Origin of the sequence: Balneola sp., from assembly GCA_002694685.1 — a bacterium.
Classification (GTDB): Bacteria; Bacteroidota; Rhodothermia; order Balneolales; family Balneolaceae; genus Gracilimonas.
In genome coordinates this window covers 213,604-237,607 of record NZMW01000004.1, presented here as the reverse complement: position 1 = coordinate 237,607, position 24,004 = coordinate 213,604, and the positions used below count along the sequence as shown (strand labels likewise).

Sequence of the window (24,004 nt, the reverse complement as noted above, 5' to 3'; positions counted from 1 at the left end):
TTGATGAGTAAATCTCTGCTGCTATCCAAAACAGAAAATTACGTTCGGAAAAAACTTGAGGGTGAAGGCACTGGTCACGATTGGTGGCATATCCACCGGGTTCGAAATACGGCTTTAAAGCTTGCTATAGAAGAAAAGGCTAATCTTTTTATTGTTGAAATGGCTGCATTATTGCACGACATCGCTGATCATAAATTCCACGATGGGAATGAAGAAATTGGTCCTGCTACCGCAAAAAAATGGCTTCAGGAATTAAAGGTAGAAGAACCTCTTATCATCCATATTTGCGATATTATTCGGGATGTCTCTTTTAAAGGAGCAGATGTAGAAACCCCCATGAAAACCATTGAGGGGAAAATAGTACAAGATGCAGATCGCCTTGATGCTCTGGGTGCTATCGGTATTGCCCGTGCTTTTGCTTACGGCGGATATAAGGGTCGCGAGCTTTATAATCCCGACATCAAACCCGAAGCTCATGATTCGTTTGAGGCCTACAAAAAAAGTACCGGGCCAACCATCAACCACTTCTACGAAAAACTCTTTCTACTCAAAGACCGGATGAACACTGATTCAGGAAAACAAGAAGCCGAAAAAAGACACCAGTTCATGAAAGAGTACGTAGATCAGTTTATGGCCGAATGGGATGGAAATTCTGAATTATAAATTGTGGGTTTTAAACCAGAATTAATTCAAAAATTTCCAAGCCGGCACTTCTAATTTCCTCGGTACGCTTCTCCTTCAATAATCCATTCCGGTTCGCCAACCCCTTTCAGATAGTAATCAAAATACTCTTTCATGCGGATGGCGTAATCCAGCTTGTTACTGAATTTTTGGGGATGATGCGGTTCATCATGATACTGCAAAAACACCACGTCTTTGTTATATCGGCGCATAGCTAAATACATCTCAATACTTTGATACCACGGCACAGCTCCATCTGCATCACCATGCATAATGAGCATCGGGGTTTCGATTCTATCGGCAAAGAATACCGGTGAGTTTTCGATATACTTTTCGGGTGCTTCAATCAAACTTTGTCCAATTCTACTCTGGGTTTTCTCATATTGAAATTGACGTGCAAGTCCTGATGCCCAACGAATTCCACTGTAGGCACTTGTCATATTACTAACCGGTGCACCGGAAACAGCGGCATCAAAAATATCAGTTTGAGTGACCATGAAAGCTGTTTGATAGCCACTCCAGGAGTGTCCGTGGAGCCCCAACTTATCTTCATCTGCTATACCAATTTCAATAAGTTTCTGGATTCCAGGTACTAAACTTTTGGTGGAAGCAAAGCCGGGCTCACCAATTTCAAACCGAATATCCGGCAGAAAAACCACATATTCATCACTTGTATATTGCGCAAAAACCGGGCGGTGATTTGTTTTGGGTTCATTGAAATCGTGCAGACGGTCCGTAAAGAAACGGTAGTAGTAAGTCATGATGGGGTAGCGTTTGTTCGGATCATAATTATCCGGCTTGATAACTACCCCTTGTATAAACTTCCCATCCAGGCTTAACCAATCGATAAGCTCTGCCTTTCCCCAATTCCACTTTTCATGAAGGTCATCATGGAGATTTGTAAGCTTATTGGTTCTTTTAAATTGCCAGTTATTCGACACCCAGATATTCGGAAACTCATCATAGGCTTCTCTTTTATATAGTACTGTGTTGGCATCTTCGGCTTTTTCCACAAAGGTGAATTTCTTGTCCTCTTCAAGCAATCGGCTAACCCCTGATCGATTTGCTTTGGCGGAATAGAATCCGAAGTTTTTGTTCATATCGTGGTAGGAGTTCAGTAATAAATCTTCATTATTTGAATAGGCTTCACCCCAATCTTTATTCATCCGCTCGATCCGAAAAATTCGTTTTGCTTCACGGCCTTCACCATTCGTTATATTCATGGGTTCACCGAAATCTGTAGGGAATCTCCAGATATCGTACTTATCGTAGATCATCACGGCGCGCTCACCTTCAATCCATCCGGCAACACCATAATCTGGCACTCTGGATGGATAATCATGATCTTCATCATAAAAAGGCACATCCATATTTTGTGTAATATTTCGTATTGTGCCTTCTTCAATATCCAGCATATTCCAGTGCTTATTGGTGTAGAAAACTGCAAATTTTCCGCCCGGCGATAGGTTCACTCCTTCCGATAATTTCTTTCCAATAATCGTTCGCTTACCTGTTTCCAAATTCACGTAGTACCAATCGTCGAAGAAACCTTCCCAGGTCATTTCTTTCATATATGGAACTTGCGAGCTCCCCAGTACTACATTCGGATTATGAGCGATATTTATTTCCGGCATTTCATAATCTGCAAGCTGCACCCACTTTTCTTTATCCAAATGATAGACCGCGGTATAAAGATGATTCTTAGTTGAATTCCAGCTTACAATCTCATGGGTTTTAATTCTCGGATCATCTCCATGCCAAACATCCAAGCCCCGATCTTCCACAATGTCATCTACGCTATAGATATCTATTTCCTCGTCGTCATTGTCTTCTTTCTTAGTATCTAAAGCCATCATTTCAGCATCCATGAATCCAAAAAACAGACGATTGCCATCATGTGTAAAAACAAGGTTGTTGTTCGAGCGGAGCACAAATCCTTCATTTCCATCATCAGCATTTAGTATAGTTGAGAGGTCGTCACTATTCCCATCCCAAATATGTATGGAAGCATTGCTTTCCGTGTATGAAGTATCATAAGTGGCTTTGGTGAAGGCCAGTTTTTGCAGGTCGTAATCCCAAGTCAGGTTGGCGTAGTATCCACGTTCAACTGCATTTACTGATCGTGATTCTTCATCATTCAAATCAAAAACATACACCCCATTTTCTTGGTTGGAAGTATCTACTACCGAATACGCCAGGTAATTAGAAAGACTGTCAAATTCCATTTCCCTTACAAAAGAAAGCTCAAATTCAGAACCGGAATTCACATTACGAAGCGTAACAGACGTCCCCAATTTCTTATTCTTCGATTTCAGATCCTCTACTGCTTTCGATTGATAATGCTTAATAGCCAGCCAGTTTCCATCCTCAGAAAACGTAAAGGATTGCACGCTGTCAAAATCGGTTATGGAACCATCGTTTGTAGCAAGTAAAGATAGTCCTTGTTTGGGAGCATTCTTTTTGACTTTCAGTTCTTCTGCAAGCGGCACCTTTCTGTAAGCAGCAACCCACGCACCGTTCGGGGTGATTCTTGGAGAGGCACCTAATACCATCGAGTATGTATTTCTGCCATTAATACTCTTCACTTCAACCCGTCCATCTCCACGGTCCGGCCACACTTCATAGGCGACCCAATTACCATTATCTGACAATTGAATTGAACCAATGTCCTCGAATTTCATAACGTCTTCGAAACTCAAAACGCCCTGAGCCGTACCCAAGCCTGGCACTAATAACGCTGCAATTAAAAAAAGAAATAAACGGGTTTTCAGTAAATGCATGATTCTATACTTTGTTGAAAATGATGATTCAAATTAAATGTATTCGTGCATCAGATGAAATTATATATTGGTTTCTTTAGGATTCTTTTACCTCAATAACTTTACGGCTTATGAAAAACTCAGATTACACCTACGATTATCTCCTTGAAGCTTTTACACAAGCAAAAGAAACGGCAGATCATTTGGTTCAAAATACGGCTGATGATGTCTTTCTTCGAAAACCGGCCGAGGATAAGTGGAGTATGGGAGAAATTCTAAATCACCTGACACAAGCCGGAAACGAATACCTCCCCCAAATAAAAAAAGGCCTTAACAAACCTGACGAAGATTTACCTAAAGGCAGCGATCCTTTCACACCGAATTTTCTATTTCGCTGGTTTATTGGACAAGTAAGCCCGGAAAACCGGCGTAAACTGCCAACCGTTGCCGCTTTTGAACCGGTGGAAGGAAAAGCGATGAATAAAAAAGATGTACTCGATGGATTCCTAAAACTGCAGGACGAAATCATTCACATCCTCAAAAAAGCAAAGCTGGAACAGCTGGACTTAGATCACATCAAAACCCGAAACCCTATTGTGAAATTTGTGCCGATGTCGCTGACGTCATGCTTTGCTATTCAAGAAGCTCACCAAAGAAGGCATTTTGAACAGATGAGAGAATTGAAGGAAAGGTTTGGAGCCTAAAGTCGTCTCACAGCAGTTGCCCGGGATCTGGTTATCCTTCTTCAATCATTCAGCTTTTAACACATCCAGATTCCTGCCTCCGCAGGAATGACTAAATCAGTAACTGATCACCGATCAAATTTTCGCTTTCGCTCAGGGTATTTGTCATAGGGAAACAAAAATAAGCCATAGGGTTCCGCTCCCTCTTTGCCCACATCCTGATGATGTCGCTGATGTGCTCTTCGAACCAGCTTCATAATTTTACTGTCGCTGCTGAAGGGCACAAATCGTTTGTGTGTGAACAGGTCGTGGATTATAAAGTACAGCACTCCGTAGGCGGCGATGCCGGCTCCAATCCCAAATGCCGGGGAACTAAACATGGCTTCCGCCCCATCTACCATCAGCCAGATTGAAACTCCTGCAAAAAATAGTGAGAAAATATCGTTTAGCTCGAACAGTCCATGGTCAGGTTTATGATGTGATTCGTGAATATCCCACAAAATTCCGTGAAACAACCAGCGGTGCACACAATAGGAAACAACTTCCATCCCCACCATTCCTGCTATTGTGAAACCCGCCAAATATAACCAATCCATTCTGCCACTTTGTTTTACTGCAATTTGAAGTCCTGACTTCCGAATAGCAAACTAATTTTTCGAGATAATAGTTTACTCTTTCCATGAATACACATACTTTATACATATAATATATGTAAGCAATTGAGGTACGCATGGAGGGACTCGAAATTTATCAGGGAGGTTCAGCAAAGAAGCAGCGAAATGAGGTCAAGCTTTCCCAAAAAGCTGAGACCGGTTTTGTTTCTCCAGCTGCTGATCACCTCCAAAAACCATTGGATTTGGAAGAGCTGATTGTGCATAGGCCGGCCGCTACTTTTTATGTGCGGGCTGAAGGAAATGCTATGAAAGCATCGGGTGTGCATGACGGTGACATCCTTGTTGTTGATCGTTCCGTACATCCTACTGACGGAGCCATTGTAATAGCCGCGATCGAAGAGGAGCCTGTGATAAGGAGGCTGGTTAAGAGAGGGTCGCGGTTATTTTTAATTTCAGACGATGCCCGGTTCGAGCCCATCTCCATTCACCCCGATACTAACTGGCTAATCTGGGGCGTAGTCACGCATGTTATTCACCGGTACGAGACATGAACTTAAACCTGGAGAATTTTAACAATCGAAGTTCTATCGCTTATGCGATGGTGGATTGTAACAACTTTTACGCATCATGTGAACGGGCTTTCAACCCTTCGCTGGAGGGAAAACCAATCGTTATTCTTTCCAATAATGATGGCTGTGTCATTGCCCGTTCTGAGGAGGCGAAGAAACTTGATATTCCAATGGGAGCTCCGGAATTCAAATACCGAAGAATGTTTAAAGAGAATGGTGTTGTCGTTCGCTCTTCCAACTATCCTTTGTATGGTGATATGTCGCAGCGGGTGATGGAAACACTCCGCCACCTTACCCACGCTATTGAGGTTTACAGCATTGATGAAGCATTCGCTGAGGTATCTACTCAAACATACTCTGATCTTCAGAAATACGGTCAACATATCAAGGATACGGTGTATAAATGGACCGGCTTACCGGTATCAGTCGGAATTGCGCCAAGTAAAACGCTGGCAAAAATTGCGAATGAAACAGCTAAGAGAAACCTCACCTATAACGGTGTATTGAATTTATGTGATAACCCCGGGACGGATCAGATTCTGCAAAGCATGCCCCTTCAAAAAGTGTGGGGAATCGGGCAAAGACTTACGGTTCGGCTGAACCGCTTTGAAATCAAGACGGCTTATGACTTAAAGCAGAAAGTAGATCATAAGCGCTGGGTCAGAAAGCATTTAAATGTGACTGGACTCAGAACTGTGCTGGAGCTCAATGGATTACCTTGTATGAAATTAAGCGATGCACTCGACTCCCGAAAAGGCATCCTTACTTCCCGCATGTTTGGAAAGCCCCTGTATGATTTGAATGAAATTCAGGAAGCTGTTTCTACCTACATAAGCCGGGCTGGGGAAAAATTACGGGCTCAGAAAAGTGTAGCCTCCTGTATGCACGTCACGCTTATTGGCGACAAGTACGATAATCTTAAAGGGAAGTATAAATATGGCGGAGGATATTTCTTTCAAGTGCCTACCGCTAACACACCAACTATGCTTCAGGCCGGAAGGGTTATTACCAGACAAGTTTTTCAGGAAAACACAAAGTATAAGAAAGCTGCTGTGATGCTCACCGGAATTGTACCACACAGCGAAGTCCAAATGGATTTATTTGACCCTGAATTGTACACGCAGCGACAGCATCGATTGATGGATTGTCTGGATAAAATTAATACGCGTCATGGCCGGAATACAGCAGCCTTTGCCTCAACCGGATTACATAGAAAAAACCAGAAAGATGCACCGTGGAAAATGAATCAAAATTTTCTAAGTAAAAGATATACCACCGATTGGAAAGATATTATGGTGGCAAAAACTAAGTGATTGGGTGGAGGGTGATATAGTGATATAGTGATATAGTGAAAATCACCCTATCACTATATCACTATATCACCCAACCGTTCCGCTGCTTCTTTACCAAGCTGCATTCCAAGTGCTACCCCCATACCGCTGAGCCCTGCAACTACGATGGTTTTATCTGAAACTCTTTTCAGAATGGGACTCTTAGTATTTGTAAACCCCATGATTCCCGACCATTCTTTTTCAACTTCCCATCCTTCAGGAAGGTTTAAAACATCATTTGCAAAGGATATGAGATGATTTCGGATTTTTTCATTCGTCCCAAATAAAATTGTTGTCTCAACATCAATGTCTAAACTTCGACCTCCGCCAAGCAACAATTGGTTATCCCCAACACCACGAAAATAATAGTAACCCCGATCATAATGATAGGTGCCCTTCCATTTGAAATCGGGAATTGGCTTAGTAACAAATACGAAACCACGTCCGGGCTTTATTTCTACCTCATCCAATAATTCAGCCGTAAATGAATTGGTAGCAACTGCAAGCTGATCGCCCTTAAACTCAATCTGATTTTCAAGCCTAACAATGCCTTCTTCAGCATGAATTGACTCTACTTTTGATTGCCACCTGAACTCAATTCCCAACTTCAGATTTTGTTCATATAAAGTTTTCATCATTTTGCCGGGGTGAAGACATCCTTCTCCTTTAATACTGATTGCTGAGAAATCATTTACTTCTGTAGCCTGATAAACATCCTCTAAACCTGATGCTTCTTTAAGCCAGCGGTTACACATGTCCAGATGATCTAAAGCTTTTTCATAAACCTCTGAATCAGTAAAAACCTCATACGCTCCCGGTTCCTGATAACCTATAGAGCTGTCTCCCAATGTTTCCCGAAGCAGCTTCAATCCGGTCCACCTTCTGCGAATGCGATCGACAATATTCGATTCCTCTTCAATTTCCATATCAGAGATATGCTCAGTTACAGATCCGAAACAAGCGAAGCCAGCATTTCGGGTACTGGCACCAATCGGGAAAAACCCGCGATCCAAGACAAGCACTTTTTTCTGAGGGTGAGTTTTTTTGTAGAAATGAGCAATCGACTGGCCCGTAAGTCCGGCCCCAACTACAATCAGGTTATACTTCTGATAATATAATTCAGCTTCCCAAAAAGATCGCTCAGTATTTATCATTTGTGATCAAAAACCAATGAAACCATTAAAGGAGTAGCCACTTCAAAAAACCGGTCATCCACATTGTATTTAGGATGATGCCAGGGGTATTTCGAATCGGAATCTTCACTCCCACTTCCTACAAAAAAGAAAGCGCCTGCAAAATGTTGCTGGTAGAATGAGAAATCCTCTCCTGCCATAATTGGTCTTCTCATTTCTATAGCCGAGTCCTCCCCAAATAGCTTCTTCATAGAACCAAGTACGGTTTCCGCTTCAGTCTCCGTATTAATTACTGCCGGATATCCTTTGTTGAAATTGAACGTGTAGCTCCCACCGGCTGACTCGGTAATTCCTTTGGCTAAGGCTTCCAGTCGCTCCTCAACCAACTCAGCAGTTTCAGGGGTTAATGTTCTGGCAGTTCCCCACAGCTTCACTTTTTCCGGGATGATGTTATACGCCGTACCTCCTTCAATTCGGCCAACAGTAACAACTACCGGTTCGGTAGGATCCACACTTCTGCTGGCTACTGTTTGAATAGCATTTATATATTGAGCAGATAACACAACCGGGTCAACGGCCTCATGAGCTCTTGCTGCATGTCCTCCTTTGCCTATAATCTCGACTTCAAATTCATCAGGTGCGGCCATTAAAGGCCCCACTTTTGTGGCAATAGTACCCGGTTTATGCATTGGTGAAGTGTGCAGCCCATAAATTGCCTGAACTCCTTGTTCTTGCAAAAATCCGGTCTCGCTAAGTAATCGCCCCCCACCTGGCAGTTTTTCCTCACCAGGCTGAAAGACTAACAACACCTTACCTTCAATTTCACCCTGAAGCTCTTTAAGTATTTTTGCAGCCGTCAAAAGGTTTGAGGTATGCGCATCATGTCCGCAACAATGAGCAACACCGTCGTTTTTTGACATGAAGGCTTGCTTAGCTTCACCCTCCTCTGTAATTGGAAGAGCATCAATGTCGGCACGAAGTGCAATAACACGATCAGACTTTTTCCCACCTTCCAAAATCCCAACACAACCGGTTTCAAGAGGGCTTTCATAGGGTATTCCGAGTTTGTCGAGTTCAGACTTGATAAACTTGGTGGTTTCAAATTCTTTGTAACTGACTTCAGGATGCTGATGTAAATATCTGCGTGTTTCCACAGCTTCCTGAAAGTGTTGTTTAGCAAGTTCTTTAATTTTGGAATGCATACTTTTTCTTTGAATTAAGTCTTTGCCTGATGATAAGGATATTATAGGATTCAACGTAACCTTTCGCATAGGAAACCGTAGTCGTTTTGCACAGAGAAAAAGAAGGACATATGAAGACTACATCTTGGGAAATTATTTTGGCTGGTTTCTTTTTTGTTGGGATCGCCATTTATCTGGTAGAAAACCACTCCAATAACCAGCAACACACTGAAGCAAAAGCCATTACTATTGATTTAGATAAGAGTTTCAGTACAGATCAATTGAAAGGCCTCGAACTCGAGCACCTAAAGGAACTTGAAAACCTAGAAAATCTATCTGAGCTTGAAGATCTGGAAAAGCTAAAGAGTCTTAAAAGCTTATCGACATTTTTACCAGCAGAAATACAGGCAGATTTTGAAGCTGAAATCAATGAAGTCATTGAAGACCTCAAGAAAGAGCATATTAAAGTGAATTTCAGTGCCGACAAAGAATCTGCAATGGTTAGCAAAGGTGATAAAGATTCACCCGGCAAATGGACTGCTGCCTCTCCCGGTGTGTACACATTTTATCAAGAACTTAGTGCCTCTGCATTTAACGAGGCAGATATAGAACTACCTTTTGGTTCCATAGAAATTATTGGGAGCTCTAACAATGAAGCTACTTTTACTATTCAAGCTTCCGGGCAAGTTTCAACAAAAGCTGATCTCGAATCTAAAATCAGAACCGTTGCAAAAGTTCAAGATGGAGTCGGTGTATTTTCCGTAACACCTGTCGAAAATTCATCAAAAGATCAGAACATACATTTGCAAGCAACCCTATCCATTCCATCCAAAATGATGCTTACTTCTCTTACCAAAGCAGGTCATATAACTTCAAGTAATATGAATGGAGAGCAGACTTATCATACCTTAGGAGGCCATATAAAGCTGAATAACGTAAAAGGCCGGGTACAAGCAAAAACCAATGGCGGACATATAACCGCTGCAGGAGCTGAAGGTGATTTCGAATTGAATTCCCTTGGCGGTCATATCCTGGTCAAAGATTCTAAAGGAGTGATAGCGATGAAAACCTCCGGTGGTAATTTACAAGCTATTGATGTCTCAGGTTCTGTACAGGCCTCAACAAATGGGGGAAACATTGAACTGAAATTTCTGGATATTCAACACTCTTCAAATGCAACAACTGGTGCCGGTACTATTTCTATTTGGGTGCCAACTAATACAAATTCAACTTTCAATCTATCAGGAAGCACTGTAGAAGTTGGTAATGAGCTTAATTTCGTTGGAAACAAATCTTCGGGAAATGCAAAAGGGAGCATTGGAAGTCCTGAAAATAGCGCTTCAGTACATGCAAAAACTAATTATGGTAAAGTTGTTCTAAAGAGTAAGAACTGATTTATTAATCGCTACTTTTCTAAGAGTTTCAATACCACCAAGGATGCTTTATCTTTGTGTATGTCTACTTCAATTCATAAAACAAAAGACGGCTCTTCAACCCTTTATTCAGATACATTTGAACAGTTTTACCATAACCCAAATGGTGCCGCTACTGAAAGCCTATATGTATTTTTTGAAAAATCGGGCTTAATCAATTACTTAAAAACAGCAGACTCTTTAACTATACTGGAAATCGGTTTTGGCACCGGATTAAACTTTCTTCTGTTACTGGATATTCTGAAACAGCACAACATTCAAATCCCGGTTGAGTTCTGGACCATTGAGGCCTTTCCCGTTGACGCTGAAACAGCTGAGGAATTTGATTTCAGAGACCATTTAGTTCATCCTGACTTAAATGATTTACTGCCTTCTTTTTTTTCGGATTTGAATCCGGGACTAAACACCATCAAGCCTTCAGAAGAGCTAAATGTTACTCTGAATATCTATTTCGGGAAGTTTGAAGATTTTACTGTGGAAACACTTCGAGCTGATTTTATTTTTCATGACCCTTTCTCACCGGAAGTCAATGAGGAATTATGGACAGATAAAACATTTAAAAAGCTTGCTCAACTCTCAAGTCCGGGATCAGTGTTAGCTACCTATTGTGCCGCTTCTAAAGCAAGAGGAGCTATGTGCGCAGCTGACTGGAAAGTGGCTCGTACTCGAGGTGCTTTAGGTAAACGGGAAATGACTATTGCTTCCCTTTCTGAAGAAAAGTTAACAGATTTTAAAAGGGTAAATGAAAGCCGATTAGCTAAAAGATATATGACCGGTGATTTTGACTAAAGAATTAGCTCAATAAAACTTCAGAAACCTCTTTTGCTGCAGCCTCTAATCCACTCGGGTGCTGAAGCATGCTGGCTCCCAACAGAAAAACCGTATCGTTGCCATATTCACTTATCCAGTGAGGCAGTGTCTCCCTTTTCATACCGCCACCGGGCATAGGAAGGACTGGTTTAAATGGTGAATTACTATTTCTTGCAGCCTTATTTAATTCTTTACATTCCTCTGGAGTGAATGAAAACCGCCCGCCGGTATTTGGGTAAATCGTAAAATCAGCTCCAAATGCCCGATATAGTTCTCCGTACAAAAAAGCAGGTGTGAATCCATGTTCCGGATCCGTTACAAAAGTTCCTGAAAAAGATGGATGCGCGATAATTGCTAAATCAAGCTTATGCTGAGCAAGTTCATGCATACTTTCATATCCACATAAATCTGGGAGAACCATCACTCCGTCAGCCCCCAGATCAGCAGCAAGTTCGTAATTCTCAATCAGTTTTGATCCGCTTGCGGTGATATTCGGGAAGTAGCGGGTCAGCACTCCGGACTCCTTCATTGCTAATTGTAATGCCTGAGCAACTTTTGAAACCCGTTCTTGAAACGGAGCATATTCTTGATTAGCTAGCCCGTGATCATCTTTAATCATATCAATACCGCCTAAAGCAAATTGGCGAGCCTGACTAGCCATTTCATCTGCGGAGAGCCCCATTGGCTTTAAGACCCCACATGCCATCGGTCGTTCTTTGATCCCAAATTCTTCTCTTATACCTTCTATCCCAAACATTGGGCCTTGAAATAAGTCAGTAAGATTTTCCCAATCGACAGAAGTGACCTTAATTCCCCTTTTCAGTGAAATGTTGCCAAATAGTATATTAAGAAACTGGGTTTGATCGGCTCCAGCATTTTCAATCGGCCAACTGATAGAGGCTTGATAACTATTTTTGCCTAATGGTTTAACATCCAGAACCTGCCCGGCTACTTTATCAAGAATTGCTTGAGATACGACCTCTTCGGGTAATTCAACACCCTGTTCAAGGCATATCCAGCGAAGCTTTTCATCAATGTTTTCGCCATCGTAACAGGTAATCCTATAAAATACGGTGAATCGATTCACGAGCTTCTATGAAAAGTGATTGGTAAGTCTTTTCAACCCTCAGTTTTAGAATGAGTAACAAACTCGGTGATTAGTTCTTTAATTTCAGGAACTCCTTCCCGGGTATCTGAGGAATAGGGAAGTATAGGAATTTCAATATTCATTTCCTTTAGAACTCGCCGGACTTTAGCCTTTGACTGATTTACTTTATTTCTGGAAATCTTATCTGATTTTGACAACACCACCGAAAATGGCTTCTCATTCATTGCCATCCAATAGAAAAAATCTTCGTCAAGCTGACTTGGATCATGGCGACAATCAACCACGTGCAAAATTAAGCTTAGTGATTCCCGGTCCAGTAAATATTCCCGGATATTCTTACCCCAGCGTTCGCGTTCCTTTTTAGGGACTTTGGCATATCCATAGCCTGGCAAATCGACCAAGAAAAACTCACTGCCTACTTGGTAATAGTTCATCTGCTGGGTTTTACCAGGTACATTCGATGTTCGTGCAATGTTTTTCTTATTCAGAAGGGCATTAATCAGCGAAGATTTCCCCACATTTGAACGACCTGCAAAACAGACTTCCGGCAGCGTAGCAGGTGGACATTCTTCGAGCTGAGTGGCACTTGTAATAAATTTTGGCTGAGCGTTAAACATCAAACAAGCTCATTTGCTTCTTTCTCGACACCAAAATTCACCGGAACCGGATAATCGCCGGTAAAGCAAGCGGTGCAATAATCATGGCCCGATGGGTTTGCTTCTTTAACAGCGCTGACGAGTCCTTCAGCTGATAAATACCTAAGGCTATCAACCCCAATTTCTTTTGCCATTCTATCAATGTCTCGATCAAATTTATTAGCGATTAGTTCTTCCGGACTAGGGAAATCCATACCGTAGTAGCATGGACTAATTATAGGCGGTGAGCTAACAATGAAATGAATCTCTGCAGGATTACACTCGCGAATCATATCTACTAGATAGCGGGATGTGGTTCCCCTCACAATGGAATCATCAACAATAATGACAACCCGATCTTCTATAACTCCCCGAACAGGATTAAACTTTGTTCGAACTTTCTGTTCGCGGGACTTTTGCCCCGGAGAGATAAAAGTTCTTCCTACATAATGGTTACGAATCAAGCCAATATCGTATTTACAACGCTGACCTAATTTCTGGCTTTCACTGGCATATCCAAGAGCTGCTGTATTACTGGAATCAGGGACAGAAATAACCACCGGCTTCTTGCCAGTCTTATTGTTCTTTACAATATCATCTATTGGATGCTCTTTGGCGAGTTGCTTACCAAGGTTACGCCTGATTTTGTCCACCATTTCCCCAAAAATCTTACTATCCGGACGAGAAAAGTACACATATTCAAAAATACATTGACTGGTTCCCGTTCCTTCCTTAGGCGGTATAGAGTAGGACTTGGGCTCATTATTCTCATCTGCTTCTCTATCAATAACCACTACTTCACCGGGCTGTACATCCCGAATATATTCAGCATTGTTAATGTCGAAAGCACAGGTTTCACTTGAAACGCAGTATGCGCCGTCAACTTTTCCAAGTGCCAAAGGTCTAAAACCATTGGGGTCCCGAACAGCTATCAATTTGTCATCGGTAAGAATAACCAGACAATATGCCCCTTCAATTTGGTTCAGGGCATCCATAATTTGCTCCATCTGATCTTCTTTATCGCTGTGTGAAATCAGATGAAGGATCAGTTCGGTATCGGATGTACTTTGGAAAAGAACCCCTTCCTTCCTAAACCGGTCACGTATTTGTTTAGCATTCGACAAATTTCCGTTATGCCCGATAGCCAGATTTCCGTTTCTGTAATGGACCCTGAAAGGCTGAATGTTTGCCGGGTTTTTGGAAGAACCGGAGGTTGAATAGCGGTTATGCCCGATGGCATTATTACCCTTCAATATCTTTTTGAAGATTTTAGATTTGCTAAACACATTCAATACCAACCCAAAATCTTTATAAGCGGGCATGGCGTAACGCTCTTTATCATCGTCAAAATAAGATGTTACAATACCTGCTGACTCTTGTCCCCTATGCTGAAGTGCATGCAATCCATAGTAGGTATGAATGGCTGCATCGGGATGATTATAGATACCGTAAATTCCACAATACTCGCGAGGTTTGTCGCTCATATCTAAAGCTCCACAAAATGAGTGATTAATGAACAATTAAAGATAACAAATGATTAGGGCTTTCGGGAATTAGAACTACGAGAAGTTATCTACAGGTTATAAACAGTTTTTCTAAAGTATTCTGAAAAATATTTATGATTTTGGCAGTTCAATATAAAAGGTTGAACCCTCCCCGTCTTCACTCTCAAACCAAATAGTACCGCCCATCCGCTCAACAAACTCCTTACTAAGGCTAAGACCGAAGCCACTTCCTTTCTCATTATTTGTACCATGGCGAGTCCACGACTTGCTGTCAAAGATTTTGTCCGCCGCTTCTTTTGGGATACCAATTCCCGTGTCTTTAATAATTATCTGCGTGGTGTGAGCATTTGGTTTAACTATAACCTCGATTTCGTCACCCTGATTGGTAAACTTGATACTGTTTGAAATCAGATTTCGAACCACCAACTGAAGGGCATTAGTGTCAGCCATTATTATTTCATCTTTTGGAATATCCTGCTTAACAGCTACCCCTTTTCTTTTGGCAATGAATAATTGGCTTGATACAATTTCATCTATGATTTCATGAACATTGACCGGTTTTACATCCATTTTTACACCAGAAAGTTGCTCTTTCGCCCAGTGCAGTAGGTCATCCATGACGTTTACATTTTTCTGAACTGATAATTCTAACTCCGGTATCAAATCTTTAATATCCTCGTTCGAAATCACATTATTTTTTATAAGGTGAAGAACCCCCTGCATAGATGTTAGTGGGGACCGTAAATCGTGTGCTACAATCGCAAAGAGCTTATCTTTTGTTTTATTTACTTCCTCAAGCTCACGCTTTTGTTGCTGAAGCTGAACATTGATTTCCTCTCTTTCTCTTGCAGTTTTTCGCATTATAAATAATAAAATCACCACTAAGATAACGACCACAGTTGCAGCGATGATTAAAAAGAGTTGAAACTGAAGCTGTTGCTCTTGTTGAATCTGCTTTTCTTCTAACAGCCTGTTGAATTCACTTTGCCGGTTCAGTTCCATTCTGCTTTCCAACTCGGCTAACTCTTTCTCCTTTACAATATCAGTAAGACTGTCCGAATAAGTTTTGTATTCGTTAAGAGCTTCATAAGCTTTTTTAAAACGATTCGCCTGAGCAAAAGATTTATGTAAAGCATCTCGAGATGCCTGAGCCTGTTGCATGTTCCCAATTTCCTGAGCTGCATCTACGGCTTTTTCCAGATGAAAAATGGCGTCTTCGCTACGCTCTAGATCAAAATACATGTTGCCCAAAATATGATGATTAAAATAGATCCCTTCTAGAATTCCCATTGCATTTGTCATTCTGAGCGACTCCAGTAACAGCTCCTCTGCTTCTGTATATCTTTTCATGAGGGCCAGCGTAGCGCCCCGGTTATGCAAAATTATTGCAGGAGGAACATTTGGCCTAAGCTCGGTAAATAACTCACCAGCTATTTCATATAAACTTAAAGCCTCATCATAACGATTCATGTTACTCAGAGTATTAGCCATATTTAAACTGGCTCGATATATGTCGATTTGGGAGTTTTTAGCTTTAGCATACTCTAAAGCCTTCTCCAAATAAAAGAGCGATTTTTCAAAGTCTTCAGAACTATTATATGCCTGGCCAATATTGTTATAAGCAATCGTTAAAAACATAGTGTCTTTAGCAGCTTCAGCATATTGAATGGCTGCCAGATAATTTTTAAAGGCTTTTACCCTTTCTCCTTTATTCTGATAAATGGTAGCTATGTTCTGCAGAATTCCGGCATGCAATCTTTCTCTTTCTTCGACTGGAAGCAGTTCAATAAATTGTAAAGCTTTTTCAAAATTTTCTATTGCCTTGTCTGGTTCTAAATTTCCATAATAAGACGAAGCTAAGGTATTGTAGAAATGGGCCTTAAATGTACTTTCGGGGAATTCTTCAATCGCACGCTTCATTAACTCAATAGCCTTTTCATACTGAGCTTTATTATCAAAAACATCAGCCAGATTAAGAGCAGCTTGTTCTTTCCCCCAGTCATAATCAATTGAATACGAAAGGCTGTCAGCTTTTCTTAACAACCGTTCTGCCTTACCTAACTCTCCGACTATATTTGCCTGTTTTCCCTCTTCTATTAAAGACCGAACTTCAACGGTATCACTTTCTATCTGAGCTTGAGGAGCAGAATAGGCAAAAATATTTGACACAGTACAAACTGAAATAATTATAACTAACTGTGCAAATTTCATGCTTAATTTTGCTGCTTTAAGATTTAAACCGCGCGTCTGTTTTCATAAAAACCATAATAATAAAAAAGCTTCCTGAAATTCAGGAAGCTTTCTAAATTTTATAAACTATAATATATATCAGGAGAGACTTGCATCGAGTTGTATATCAACTCCTGCCAGTGCTTTTGATACGGGGCAACCTTTCTTAGCGGCTTCCGCAATTTCCTGGAATTTATCTTCATCAATGTTGGGTACATCACCTTTCGCAGTCAACTTTATCGTTGTAATAGCTCCGGCTTCAGGGTCAAGAGTTACATCAGCTTGTACGTCCATAGAGTTTGGTGTGAATCCAGCTGAGTCAAGCTCATTAGAAAAAGCCATTGCATAACATCCCGCATGGGCAGCACCAATAAGTTCTTCTGGATTTGTACCTTTTCCGTTTTCGAACCGGGAAGCAAAAGTGTAAGACCCTTCAAAGGCTCCACTTCCAAATTTCATTGTTCCCATTCCGGATTTTAAATCTCCGCTCCAAACTGCTTCTGCTTTCTTAGTAGGCATAATTTCTTTTATTTTGAGTTTTAAGTCTATGTCTTTAACAGCTTAAGGCTGAATTACATTCCTGCTATAGTATAGGCAAATAAGATATCTCAGCTGCCTTTATTTCCAATAACTTAAATTTATTATCCCCAAGATTTTTTCAGCCTACTCAGTTGCTAAAATACTGGGAAACTAAAAAAGGGCAGCTAAGTTTAACTTAACTGCCCTTTTGAGCGGGAAACGAGATTTCCCGAAAGTCGGGACGACCTTCTCGTTGGCAACGAGATGCTCTGCCACCGAGCTATTCCTGCTTATATTCATTCTCTTCAGTATTAATTAAGGCCTCAATAAAACTTCTACTTTTCTGACGTTTGATATGGTTCTCTCATTTTAGCGCCTCACTTTTAATTTCAAAACCTTTGATATATACAATCTGCCAGGGAATTCCTGATTTTGTGGAGCGTGACCAACCTGCATTGTGTCGTTCAATACGCTTTACAACCCCAACTGATGTTGACCCCGTATAGTACTGATCCTTAGTTTTACTATAAATTATGTATGTGAAATGCATGATTATCCAAAATAAAAAAGGGTAGTTAAGATTCCTTAACTACCCTTTTGAGCGGGAAACGAGATTCGAACTCGCGACCTTCTCGTTGGCAACGAGATGCTCTACCACTGAGCTATTCCCGCTTAATCAATAAATTCCCTTTTTGAAAGGGCATCAAATATACGAGTGTTCGCAACTACAATTCAAGCTTTTTTTAAATTCATCTTTTTAATTTTTCTTTTACTTCAGGATTCCTGACTTCTGATGCTATGTAATCATCGTCAGGTAAGGTCGGCTTATCCCGATATCGATCTACAATGCATATAAAACCCAGATTCTCTTCCTTATCGGCATGAAATTGATGAAGTGTTTCCGGAGAGATAAATACTACATCGTGTATATTTAGCTCATAAATCTCATCCCCTAAAACCATTGAACCGGAGCCTCTTATAATCACCACTGTGTGTGGATGCCGATGATACTCGAGTGAAGTATAACCTCCTGCATTGACTTCAAAGTATCGGGTTTGAAAATTGAGTTCCTGCTCGTGCTCACCTTCTCCCAAAATTGAATATCTATGTACCCCTTGATAACAAGAGGTATCAGACTTATAGTCTTTCCTTTCTACTCCCTGCCATTCAAAATTTTCACACTTAATAACTTTAGACATGGTGGTTACATTAAATTGATATTTCTTTAACGGACTTCAATAAACGCCCCAAAAACTTATTGCCATATACTTTTTGAACATGCTGCATGTCAGCAATTATCACTAACAGCTCTTTGCTTCTTGAGAAAGCTACATTCAACAGACGCGGTACGCTGAGTCCATTTTTAGTTTCATCAAAGGGACGAACCGAATAGTGTCTCATACTTCCATTTTGCCACTCGCCACTCATAACGGTATCAAAAATAATGACAGATTTTTCACGTCCTTGAAAAGTATGAATAGTCCCTACTTCAATATCTTTAAACCCTAGCTCCCAGAGATGATTCCTGACTTTATACACGCTATTTCTAAATGGAACAATTATTCCAATATTCTCTGGTGCATGATTTCGAGTAAGTCTTTTTAGACTTTCTTCTATCAATTTATGGTGAACTTCATTTATGGGTTTGAATCCCCGTTCGCCAGACTCCTGCTCCAAATACGGGCCATACTTCGCTGTGTCTACCAGTGCTACAGATCCGGCAGACTCGAGACCATTAACCTGATCAGATTTACTTGCTTCAGATTTTAGCCTTCCTTCATAAAAAACCGCGCTGATCACTCTGGCTAAGTCATCTTTCAGACGATATTGAACATCAAAAAAGCAGGTAAACTCAGGGTTCTCATCATGCCAGTTGAATAGTGCTTCTGTAGTATCTGATTTTGAAACGTAGGTGAAGATATCCTGTTCCAAAAACTCACGGGCTTCCTTATCGTTTGTGATTGCAATGGGAGGAAGCTGCATCGGGTCACCGGCGATAATTAAATGCTCTTTACTTTTTGCGGCCATCAACAATAAATAGGGAATTCCAGCCATTGAACCTTCATCAACTACAACAGCATCATAACTGATATTATAGAACAGCTCTGAAGTACAAACTTTAGCCATGGTGGTGGCTACAAGCTGCTTCTTCTTCAGCTCATAGCGCTCGTTCAAATTCATCAGGCGATCAATTTTATCTTCGAGCTGCTCTACTCCGCCATGCTCGTCAACCTTATTGCCTACAAGCTGACATTCCAGGTCCAGCGCTTCAGGGACTTCCTCCCCATTGCGCATCATATCATCAACCTTCTCCTGAAGAGACTCATATTTACTTAGCATATTGCTTAGCTCAACAGCATCAGCTTTGCGGCTATCTATTCTTGTCTTAACCTGATGTTCGAACAGGATATCCTCTAATCTAGGATCATCCAGGGCGGCTTCCCCAAAACGGGTTGTATTTTGAAGGCTAAAACCGGGATCTATTTCATATAAAGCATCTATAGCACTCAATAAACCAACATCCACAGCCCGATTCGTGTTTGATACAAAAAGCACACGTTTACCTTCTTTCAAAAGGTTGGCAATAATAAATCCAAGTGTGGCAGTTTTACCTGTTCCCGGAGGACCCCACACATACAGGATATTATTTTTAAGGGATTTTTCTATCGCTTCTTTTTGTGAAGGATTTCGAAGATCATCAAAAACTGGGTCTATCGAATCTGTATTTGCCTTGAAGTTCTTTTCTGGTTTAAGCAAGGCTTTTAGCTGGGGTACTTTTCCCGACTTTTCCTGAAGAGTGAATAAATGCTCCTGCATTTTTTTGAGCACATAATCATTCTCCCACTCCAGATACACTTCATCAATTTTAGAGCCCTTGTTTTCGGGAAATTCTAAGCGAACTTTTTTGTCCTTAAACTCAACAGCTTGAACTTTAAAATCTTTGCCGTCCATCTTCGCACGGATTTCCTCAGCAAACTTAAGTCCCTGGTTGTGCGAGTCGAAAGTGTAGATATATTCGCCTGATATTTTTTCGAGTTCACCATTCATCAACACATCCGTTGACGGAGTTTCCCGAACGGCTTCAATCTCTTGTGCAATAGCTTCAAGCGCCTGTGTAATGACTTTTTTTATCAAGTAATGTTTAGTTTAAAATGTTGATTTTTAAGCTTAGCACGCTTTAAAAAGCAACATTTCGAAGTTCAAAATTCAATGTTTCTTGTTTGATATTCTACTGATCCCAAAGTTCTGCCCGAATCATTTCAGAACTTTTCTCAGAAAGTAAATATTCCAGTCTGAGTCGGCTTCTCTCGGGTACTTTTTGTTCTACCAACCGGGCGCTTTCAGGAGTGTATAAGATAAGATCTGAGTCCCGAACAAAAAGCGGTAATGATTTTCCATACGTTGTCCCTGCCACAAAAGAACCTTCAAAATTAATAGAACGCTTTAGTTCATTTATAAGCTTCGGAATCGTTTCTTCATTTCCGGCTACTAAACCTATAGTCGCAATTGCTGCTCTTTCCACCATTGAGAGTAAAATATCCGGATCGTAATCATACACAATCGGAATGATTAGCAAACTTTCCCGAAGGCTTCGAAAATTGCTCATCAGGTGGATTGGGACAAAAAGGGCATCGTACTTAGCGGCACTTTCATATTCATCAGCTTCAATAACCTGACTTTTTACCCCAACTTGTTTTTTGATGGCATCCGCAAGCATTTGTCCCAATTCACGGTTCTCGCCAACACTGGCGCAAGTTTGTATCCGGTCGGGCCATTCCATAAAACCCAATTGTTCCTGAAAAAGGAGTTCAATTTCAGACTCATCCAAACCGTAACCAATAAGCTCTTCAACCAGTGCCTGAACTTTCTCACCTCCGACCTCTAATCGGGCAGATTTATCCAAAAGCGGAGTCTGGGTTTTTACCGTGAAGCCTCTCCCTTGTTCACCTAAGATTAACCCTTCATCCTCTAAAATATGATACGCTTTTCGGACCGTATGAAAACTAGCTTCCAGCTGCTGACCCAGTTCACGGGTTGATGGCAACATCTCACCCACCTGAAACTGCTTAGTCGCAATCATCAGTCGAATACGATCAGAGATATGTTTTGCCGAGGTTTTCAAACTGTAGAATTACACCATTTATTTTGATCAGGCATAATCCTCCATAATTTCCATATAGGCTTTAACTGTTTTTTCGAGACCCCAATAAATCGATTTACTTACAAGGGCGTGTCCAATACTAATTTCATTTAAATGAGGAACAGTTTCTAACAAATCAGGCAGGTTTTCAAGGTTCAATCCATGTCCTGCGTTTACTTTCATGCCTAAATCATTGGCAAGGCTTGCAGCTTTTCTCAATCGGGTAAGTTCATGTTGCTGCTTTCTTGAATCAGCATTTGCAAAGGTACCGGTATGAAGTTCAATAGCATCGGCGCCAAGTTCATGTGCCAACTCTATGTCTTCAGTATTGGGATCTAAAAATAAGCTGATCTCAATATTGGTCTTTCTCAAGGCAGGGAACACACGAGTTCTATAGTCATCCATCACTGTAGACATTTTCAGTCCACCTTCTGTAGTTAACTCTTCCCTTCCTTCAGGTACTAATGTGCATAAGTGTGGGTCAACCTCTGTGCAGATTTCAAGCATCTCATCTGAAGCCGCCATTTCAAAATCCAGTGTTCCACGTACTGACTCCTTTAACCTGTAAACATCTTCATCCCTGATATGCCGCCGATCTCCGCGAAGGTGAAATACAATTCCGGCCGCTCCTACTCTTTCACAAACCTCAGCAGCTTCAATCGGGTCTGGGTAACCTTCACCTCTTGCATTTCTTAGCGTTGCTATATGATCGATGTTGACAAGTAAATTCATAGGATTTCAGTGATTTTTTAAAATCTTATCTCAGTGTTTAAAAGTAAGCATATCCCATTATATTTACAGGTGAGAATAAAAATCGTTTGGCTATGAAAAAGGGTGCTATTTTAATTTTGATATTATTCATTACTGCAAGCTGCGGTGTCGCTAAAAGAGGCACTGTTCCGTGGGATAAATCTGCTCCTGAATCCAAAACTGCATTAACTGAGGATGATGAGAAGAATGAAGAGAAGGAAATAGGTTCTTTTGTCGAAAACTCTCAGCCTCCTGCCATTCAGGAAATGCAACAATTTTTACAGCTTGCCTATCAGGATTGGAAAGGAACCCCGTACTTATTAGGCGGTTCCGGTTATAGTGGTATTGATTGTTCGGCTTTTATGCAGGTAGTTTTCGAAGATTATTTTTCCATTCAAATTCCTCGAACAACCAGGGAACAGCTCCTAATTGGAAGAGAAGTTGAAAAAGCTCAAATACAAACAGGTGACTTGGTCTTTTTCAAAACCGGCAGAACAACATTCCATGTGGGGGTAATGATTAACCGAGGTGAGTTTTTACATGCATCCACAAGCAATGGGGTCAAAATTTCAGAGCTCTCTTTTCCGTATTGGAGTGAGAATTATCTCTCCACTAAACGGATCTTTTAACCCTTACGATTTATCTACTTGTTGAAATATGCTGCATCATATTTTTGTAAGCATCTGAAAGATCAACTGTTCTTCTCTTCATCATGGCATGCATTGCTTCGACAGCTTTATCAAACTGATATTCTCCATACTCCTCAGCTCCAACCCACGAAAATGATGGAATATATTTCGGCGGAAATCCAGACATAAAGATATTGGAACTGACCCCACAAATAGTTCCAGTATTCAACATGGTATTAATAGCGGTTTTGGAGTGATCACCCATAATAGTTCCAAGGAACTGGGCTCCTGTCTCTATTTCCTTTTTAGTTTCCCAATCAAAAATGCGTACTGAACTGTAGTTATTCTTCAGGTTTGAGGTATTTGTGTCGGCCCCAAGATTTACCCATTGTCCGAAAATGGAATTCCCAACAAATCCATCATGCCCTTTATTAGAATACGAATGGAAAATACAGTTCGATATTTCACCTCCAACTTTACAAACCGGACCAATAGTTGTCCCTCCATATACCCGGGCGGCCATTTTTATAGTAGCATCTTCACCAACAACAACCGGTCCTTTAACTATGCTACCTGCTTCAATAGTTGCTCCATCCATAATAACAACCGGGCCATCTTTAGCTATTACTATAGCGCCAGGCTCAATACTCACACCCTTTCCAAGAAACGTATTCTCAGGATTGTAAATATTATTTTGAATATCACCATCTTTCTCAGACTCGGTTTTTAAACCAGTTAAAGGAATGTCTTTTTCGATTTCGAAGGCATTTAAGGTCAGCAGGTCCCATAAATTTTCTAGAATAATGGCTTCGCTTATATCAACGGGCTCCAAATCAGATCCAGTGAAAGTTCTTTTTTTAAATAGGAGAATAGATTTTTCTCCATCTATTCTGGCAGCCAGGCACTGGCCTTTGTAGTCTATTTTTTGCCCAGCATTGAGTCCCTCTATTTTGGCTACCATTTTTTCAGAAGGCAGCAACCGGGGATTAATCCATAGAACATCTTCCTTCTCATTCATTTCACCTGATGAAAAGACACCCTCCAAATACACAGGTAATAGCCTGCAGATAAATGTAGCCCCTAATACTCGTCGCCATTTATCTCTTATGCTATAGATCCCCACTCTTAAATCGTCCATTGGGCGAGTCAATGTAAGAGGCTGAAAACTGGAAGCTTTCTCATCATTAAAGAAGCAGATATTCATATTGAAGTGAAGCTTTATATGTAAATTGTAATCGTTATTCTATTTAAACTACATTATATTTAAGGATTATCAGTGCAAAAAGAAATTTAT

At 40.9% G+C, this 24,004-nt stretch carries 22 protein-coding genes and 2 tRNA genes; 7 read left to right on the top strand and 17 right to left on the bottom strand.

The window, feature by feature from the left end; genetic code table 11:
- The first annotated feature begins 3 nt into the window (after positions 1 to 3).
- Positions 4 to 663, top strand: coding sequence for a phosphohydrolase (locus CL667_06575; GenBank protein ID MAL17357.1), 660 nt, complete (start codon positions 4 to 6; stop codon positions 661 to 663).
- 50 nt (positions 664 to 713) lie between these two features.
- On the opposite strand, the gene CL667_06570 is transcribed toward CL667_06575, so the two are convergent.
- Entirely contained in the window at positions 714 to 3,461 is a 2,748-nt protein-coding gene (locus CL667_06570) for a hypothetical protein (GenBank protein ID MAL17356.1), read from the bottom strand.
- A 110-nt stretch (positions 3,462 to 3,571) separates the two neighbouring features.
- Here CL667_06570 and CL667_06565 point away from each other — a divergent pair, with 110 nt between their 5' ends.
- Positions 3,572 to 4,144: a hypothetical protein gene (locus tag CL667_06565; GenBank protein ID MAL17355.1), complete on the top strand. Its 573-nt coding sequence runs from the start codon at positions 3,572 to 3,574 to the stop codon at positions 4,142 to 4,144.
- Between the two features lie 107 nt (positions 4,145 to 4,251).
- Here the strand turns inward: CL667_06565 and CL667_06560 are convergent, their stop codons facing one another.
- Positions 4,252 to 4,719, bottom strand: coding sequence for a fatty acid hydroxylase (locus CL667_06560; GenBank protein ID MAL17354.1), 468 nt, complete (start codon positions 4,717 to 4,719; stop codon positions 4,252 to 4,254).
- Positions 4,720 to 4,853: 134 nt separating this feature from the next.
- Between CL667_06560 and CL667_06555 the strand changes: the two genes are divergently transcribed.
- Positions 4,854 to 5,288, top strand: coding sequence for a peptidase S24 (locus CL667_06555; GenBank protein MAL17353.1), 435 nt, complete (start codon positions 4,854 to 4,856; stop codon positions 5,286 to 5,288).
- Positions 5,285 to 6,619 carry a hypothetical protein gene (locus CL667_06550; GenBank protein MAL17352.1) on the top strand — a complete coding sequence of 445 codons (1,335 nt, stop codon included), beginning with the start codon at positions 5,285 to 5,287 and terminating at the stop codon, positions 6,617 to 6,619. The genes CL667_06555 and CL667_06550 overlap by 4 nt, the downstream gene beginning before the upstream one ends.
- A gap of 53 nt (positions 6,620 to 6,672) precedes the next feature.
- On the opposite strand, the gene CL667_06545 is transcribed toward CL667_06550, so the two are convergent.
- Positions 6,673 to 7,791 (bottom strand): FAD-dependent oxidoreductase, encoded by a 1,119-nt coding sequence (locus CL667_06545; protein MAL17351.1) that lies wholly within the window; start codon positions 7,789 to 7,791, stop codon positions 6,673 to 6,675.
- A complete protein-coding gene (locus tag CL667_06540) occupies positions 7,788 to 8,972 on the bottom strand; it encodes a hypothetical protein (GenBank protein MAL17350.1) in 1,185 nt (394 codons plus the stop codon). The genes CL667_06545 and CL667_06540 overlap by 4 nt, the downstream gene beginning before the upstream one ends.
- A gap of 110 nt (positions 8,973 to 9,082) precedes the next feature.
- On the opposite strand from CL667_06540, the gene CL667_06535 reads away from it, so the two are divergent.
- Together CL667_06535 and CL667_06530 are read left to right on the top strand one after the other, a co-directional pair.
- Entirely contained in the window at positions 9,083 to 10,345 is a 1,263-nt protein-coding gene (locus tag CL667_06535; protein ID MAL17349.1) for a hypothetical protein, read from the top strand.
- Positions 10,346 to 10,405: 60 nt separating this feature from the next.
- Positions 10,406 to 11,173: a hypothetical protein gene (locus tag CL667_06530; protein MAL17348.1), complete on the top strand. Its 768-nt coding sequence runs from the start codon at positions 10,406 to 10,408 to the stop codon at positions 11,171 to 11,173.
- Between the two features lie 4 nt (positions 11,174 to 11,177).
- On the opposite strand, the gene CL667_06525 is transcribed toward CL667_06530, so the two are convergent.
- From CL667_06525 to CL667_06470, 12 genes are all read right to left on the bottom strand, one after another.
- Positions 11,178 to 12,281, bottom strand: coding sequence for a ribulose 1,5-bisphosphate carboxylase (locus CL667_06525; GenBank protein ID MAL17347.1), 1,104 nt, complete (start codon positions 12,279 to 12,281; stop codon positions 11,178 to 11,180).
- A gap of 32 nt (positions 12,282 to 12,313) precedes the next feature.
- Positions 12,314 to 12,919, bottom strand: coding sequence for a YihA family ribosome biogenesis GTP-binding protein (locus CL667_06520; protein ID MAL17346.1), 606 nt, complete (start codon positions 12,917 to 12,919; stop codon positions 12,314 to 12,316).
- Positions 12,919 to 14,421, bottom strand: coding sequence for an amidophosphoribosyltransferase (locus tag CL667_06515; GenBank protein MAL17345.1), 1,503 nt, complete (start codon positions 14,419 to 14,421; stop codon positions 12,919 to 12,921). The genes CL667_06520 and CL667_06515 overlap by 1 nt, the downstream gene beginning before the upstream one ends.
- 132 nt (positions 14,422 to 14,553) lie before the next feature.
- Complete coding sequence (locus CL667_06510) at positions 14,554 to 16,653, bottom strand: hypothetical protein (GenBank protein MAL17344.1); 2,100 nt, start codon at positions 16,651 to 16,653, stop codon at positions 14,554 to 14,556.
- 117 nt (positions 16,654 to 16,770) lie between these two features.
- Positions 16,771 to 17,190, bottom strand: coding sequence for a peroxiredoxin (locus CL667_06505; GenBank protein MAL17343.1), 420 nt, complete (start codon positions 17,188 to 17,190; stop codon positions 16,771 to 16,773).
- 208 nt (positions 17,191 to 17,398) lie between these two features.
- Positions 17,399 to 17,480: transfer RNA gene (locus CL667_06500), tRNA-Gly, on the bottom strand.
- A gap of 74 nt (positions 17,481 to 17,554) precedes the next feature.
- A complete protein-coding gene (locus CL667_06495; protein MAL17342.1) occupies positions 17,555 to 17,740 on the bottom strand; it encodes an excinuclease ABC subunit C in 186 nt (61 codons plus the stop codon).
- 47 nt (positions 17,741 to 17,787) lie between these two features.
- Positions 17,788 to 17,862 (bottom strand) — tRNA-Gly (locus CL667_06490).
- Between the two features lie 77 nt (positions 17,863 to 17,939).
- On the bottom strand, positions 17,940 to 18,389 hold the full coding sequence (locus CL667_06485) for a cupin (GenBank protein ID MAL17341.1): 450 nt from the start codon (positions 18,387 to 18,389) through the stop codon (positions 17,940 to 17,942).
- 10 nt (positions 18,390 to 18,399) lie between these two features.
- Positions 18,400 to 20,325: a hypothetical protein gene (locus CL667_06480; protein MAL17340.1), complete on the bottom strand. Its 1,926-nt coding sequence runs from the start codon at positions 20,323 to 20,325 to the stop codon at positions 18,400 to 18,402.
- A gap of 94 nt (positions 20,326 to 20,419) precedes the next feature.
- Complete coding sequence (locus tag CL667_06475; GenBank protein ID MAL17339.1) at positions 20,420 to 21,313, bottom strand: GntR family transcriptional regulator; 894 nt, start codon at positions 21,311 to 21,313, stop codon at positions 20,420 to 20,422.
- A 27-nt stretch (positions 21,314 to 21,340) separates the two neighbouring features.
- A complete protein-coding gene (locus tag CL667_06470; GenBank protein ID MAL17338.1) occupies positions 21,341 to 22,063 on the bottom strand; it encodes a pyridoxine 5'-phosphate synthase in 723 nt (240 codons plus the stop codon).
- A 92-nt stretch (positions 22,064 to 22,155) separates the two neighbouring features.
- Between CL667_06470 and CL667_06465 the strand changes: the two genes are divergently transcribed.
- Positions 22,156 to 22,710, top strand: coding sequence for a hypothetical protein (locus CL667_06465; GenBank protein ID MAL17337.1), 555 nt, complete (start codon positions 22,156 to 22,158; stop codon positions 22,708 to 22,710).
- A gap of 10 nt (positions 22,711 to 22,720) precedes the next feature.
- Here CL667_06465 and CL667_06460 read toward each other — a convergent pair whose 3' ends face one another.
- Positions 22,721 to 23,914, bottom strand: coding sequence for a glucose-1-phosphate thymidylyltransferase (locus tag CL667_06460; GenBank protein MAL17336.1), 1,194 nt, complete (start codon positions 23,912 to 23,914; stop codon positions 22,721 to 22,723).
- Between the last annotated feature and the right edge of the window lie 90 nt (positions 23,915 to 24,004).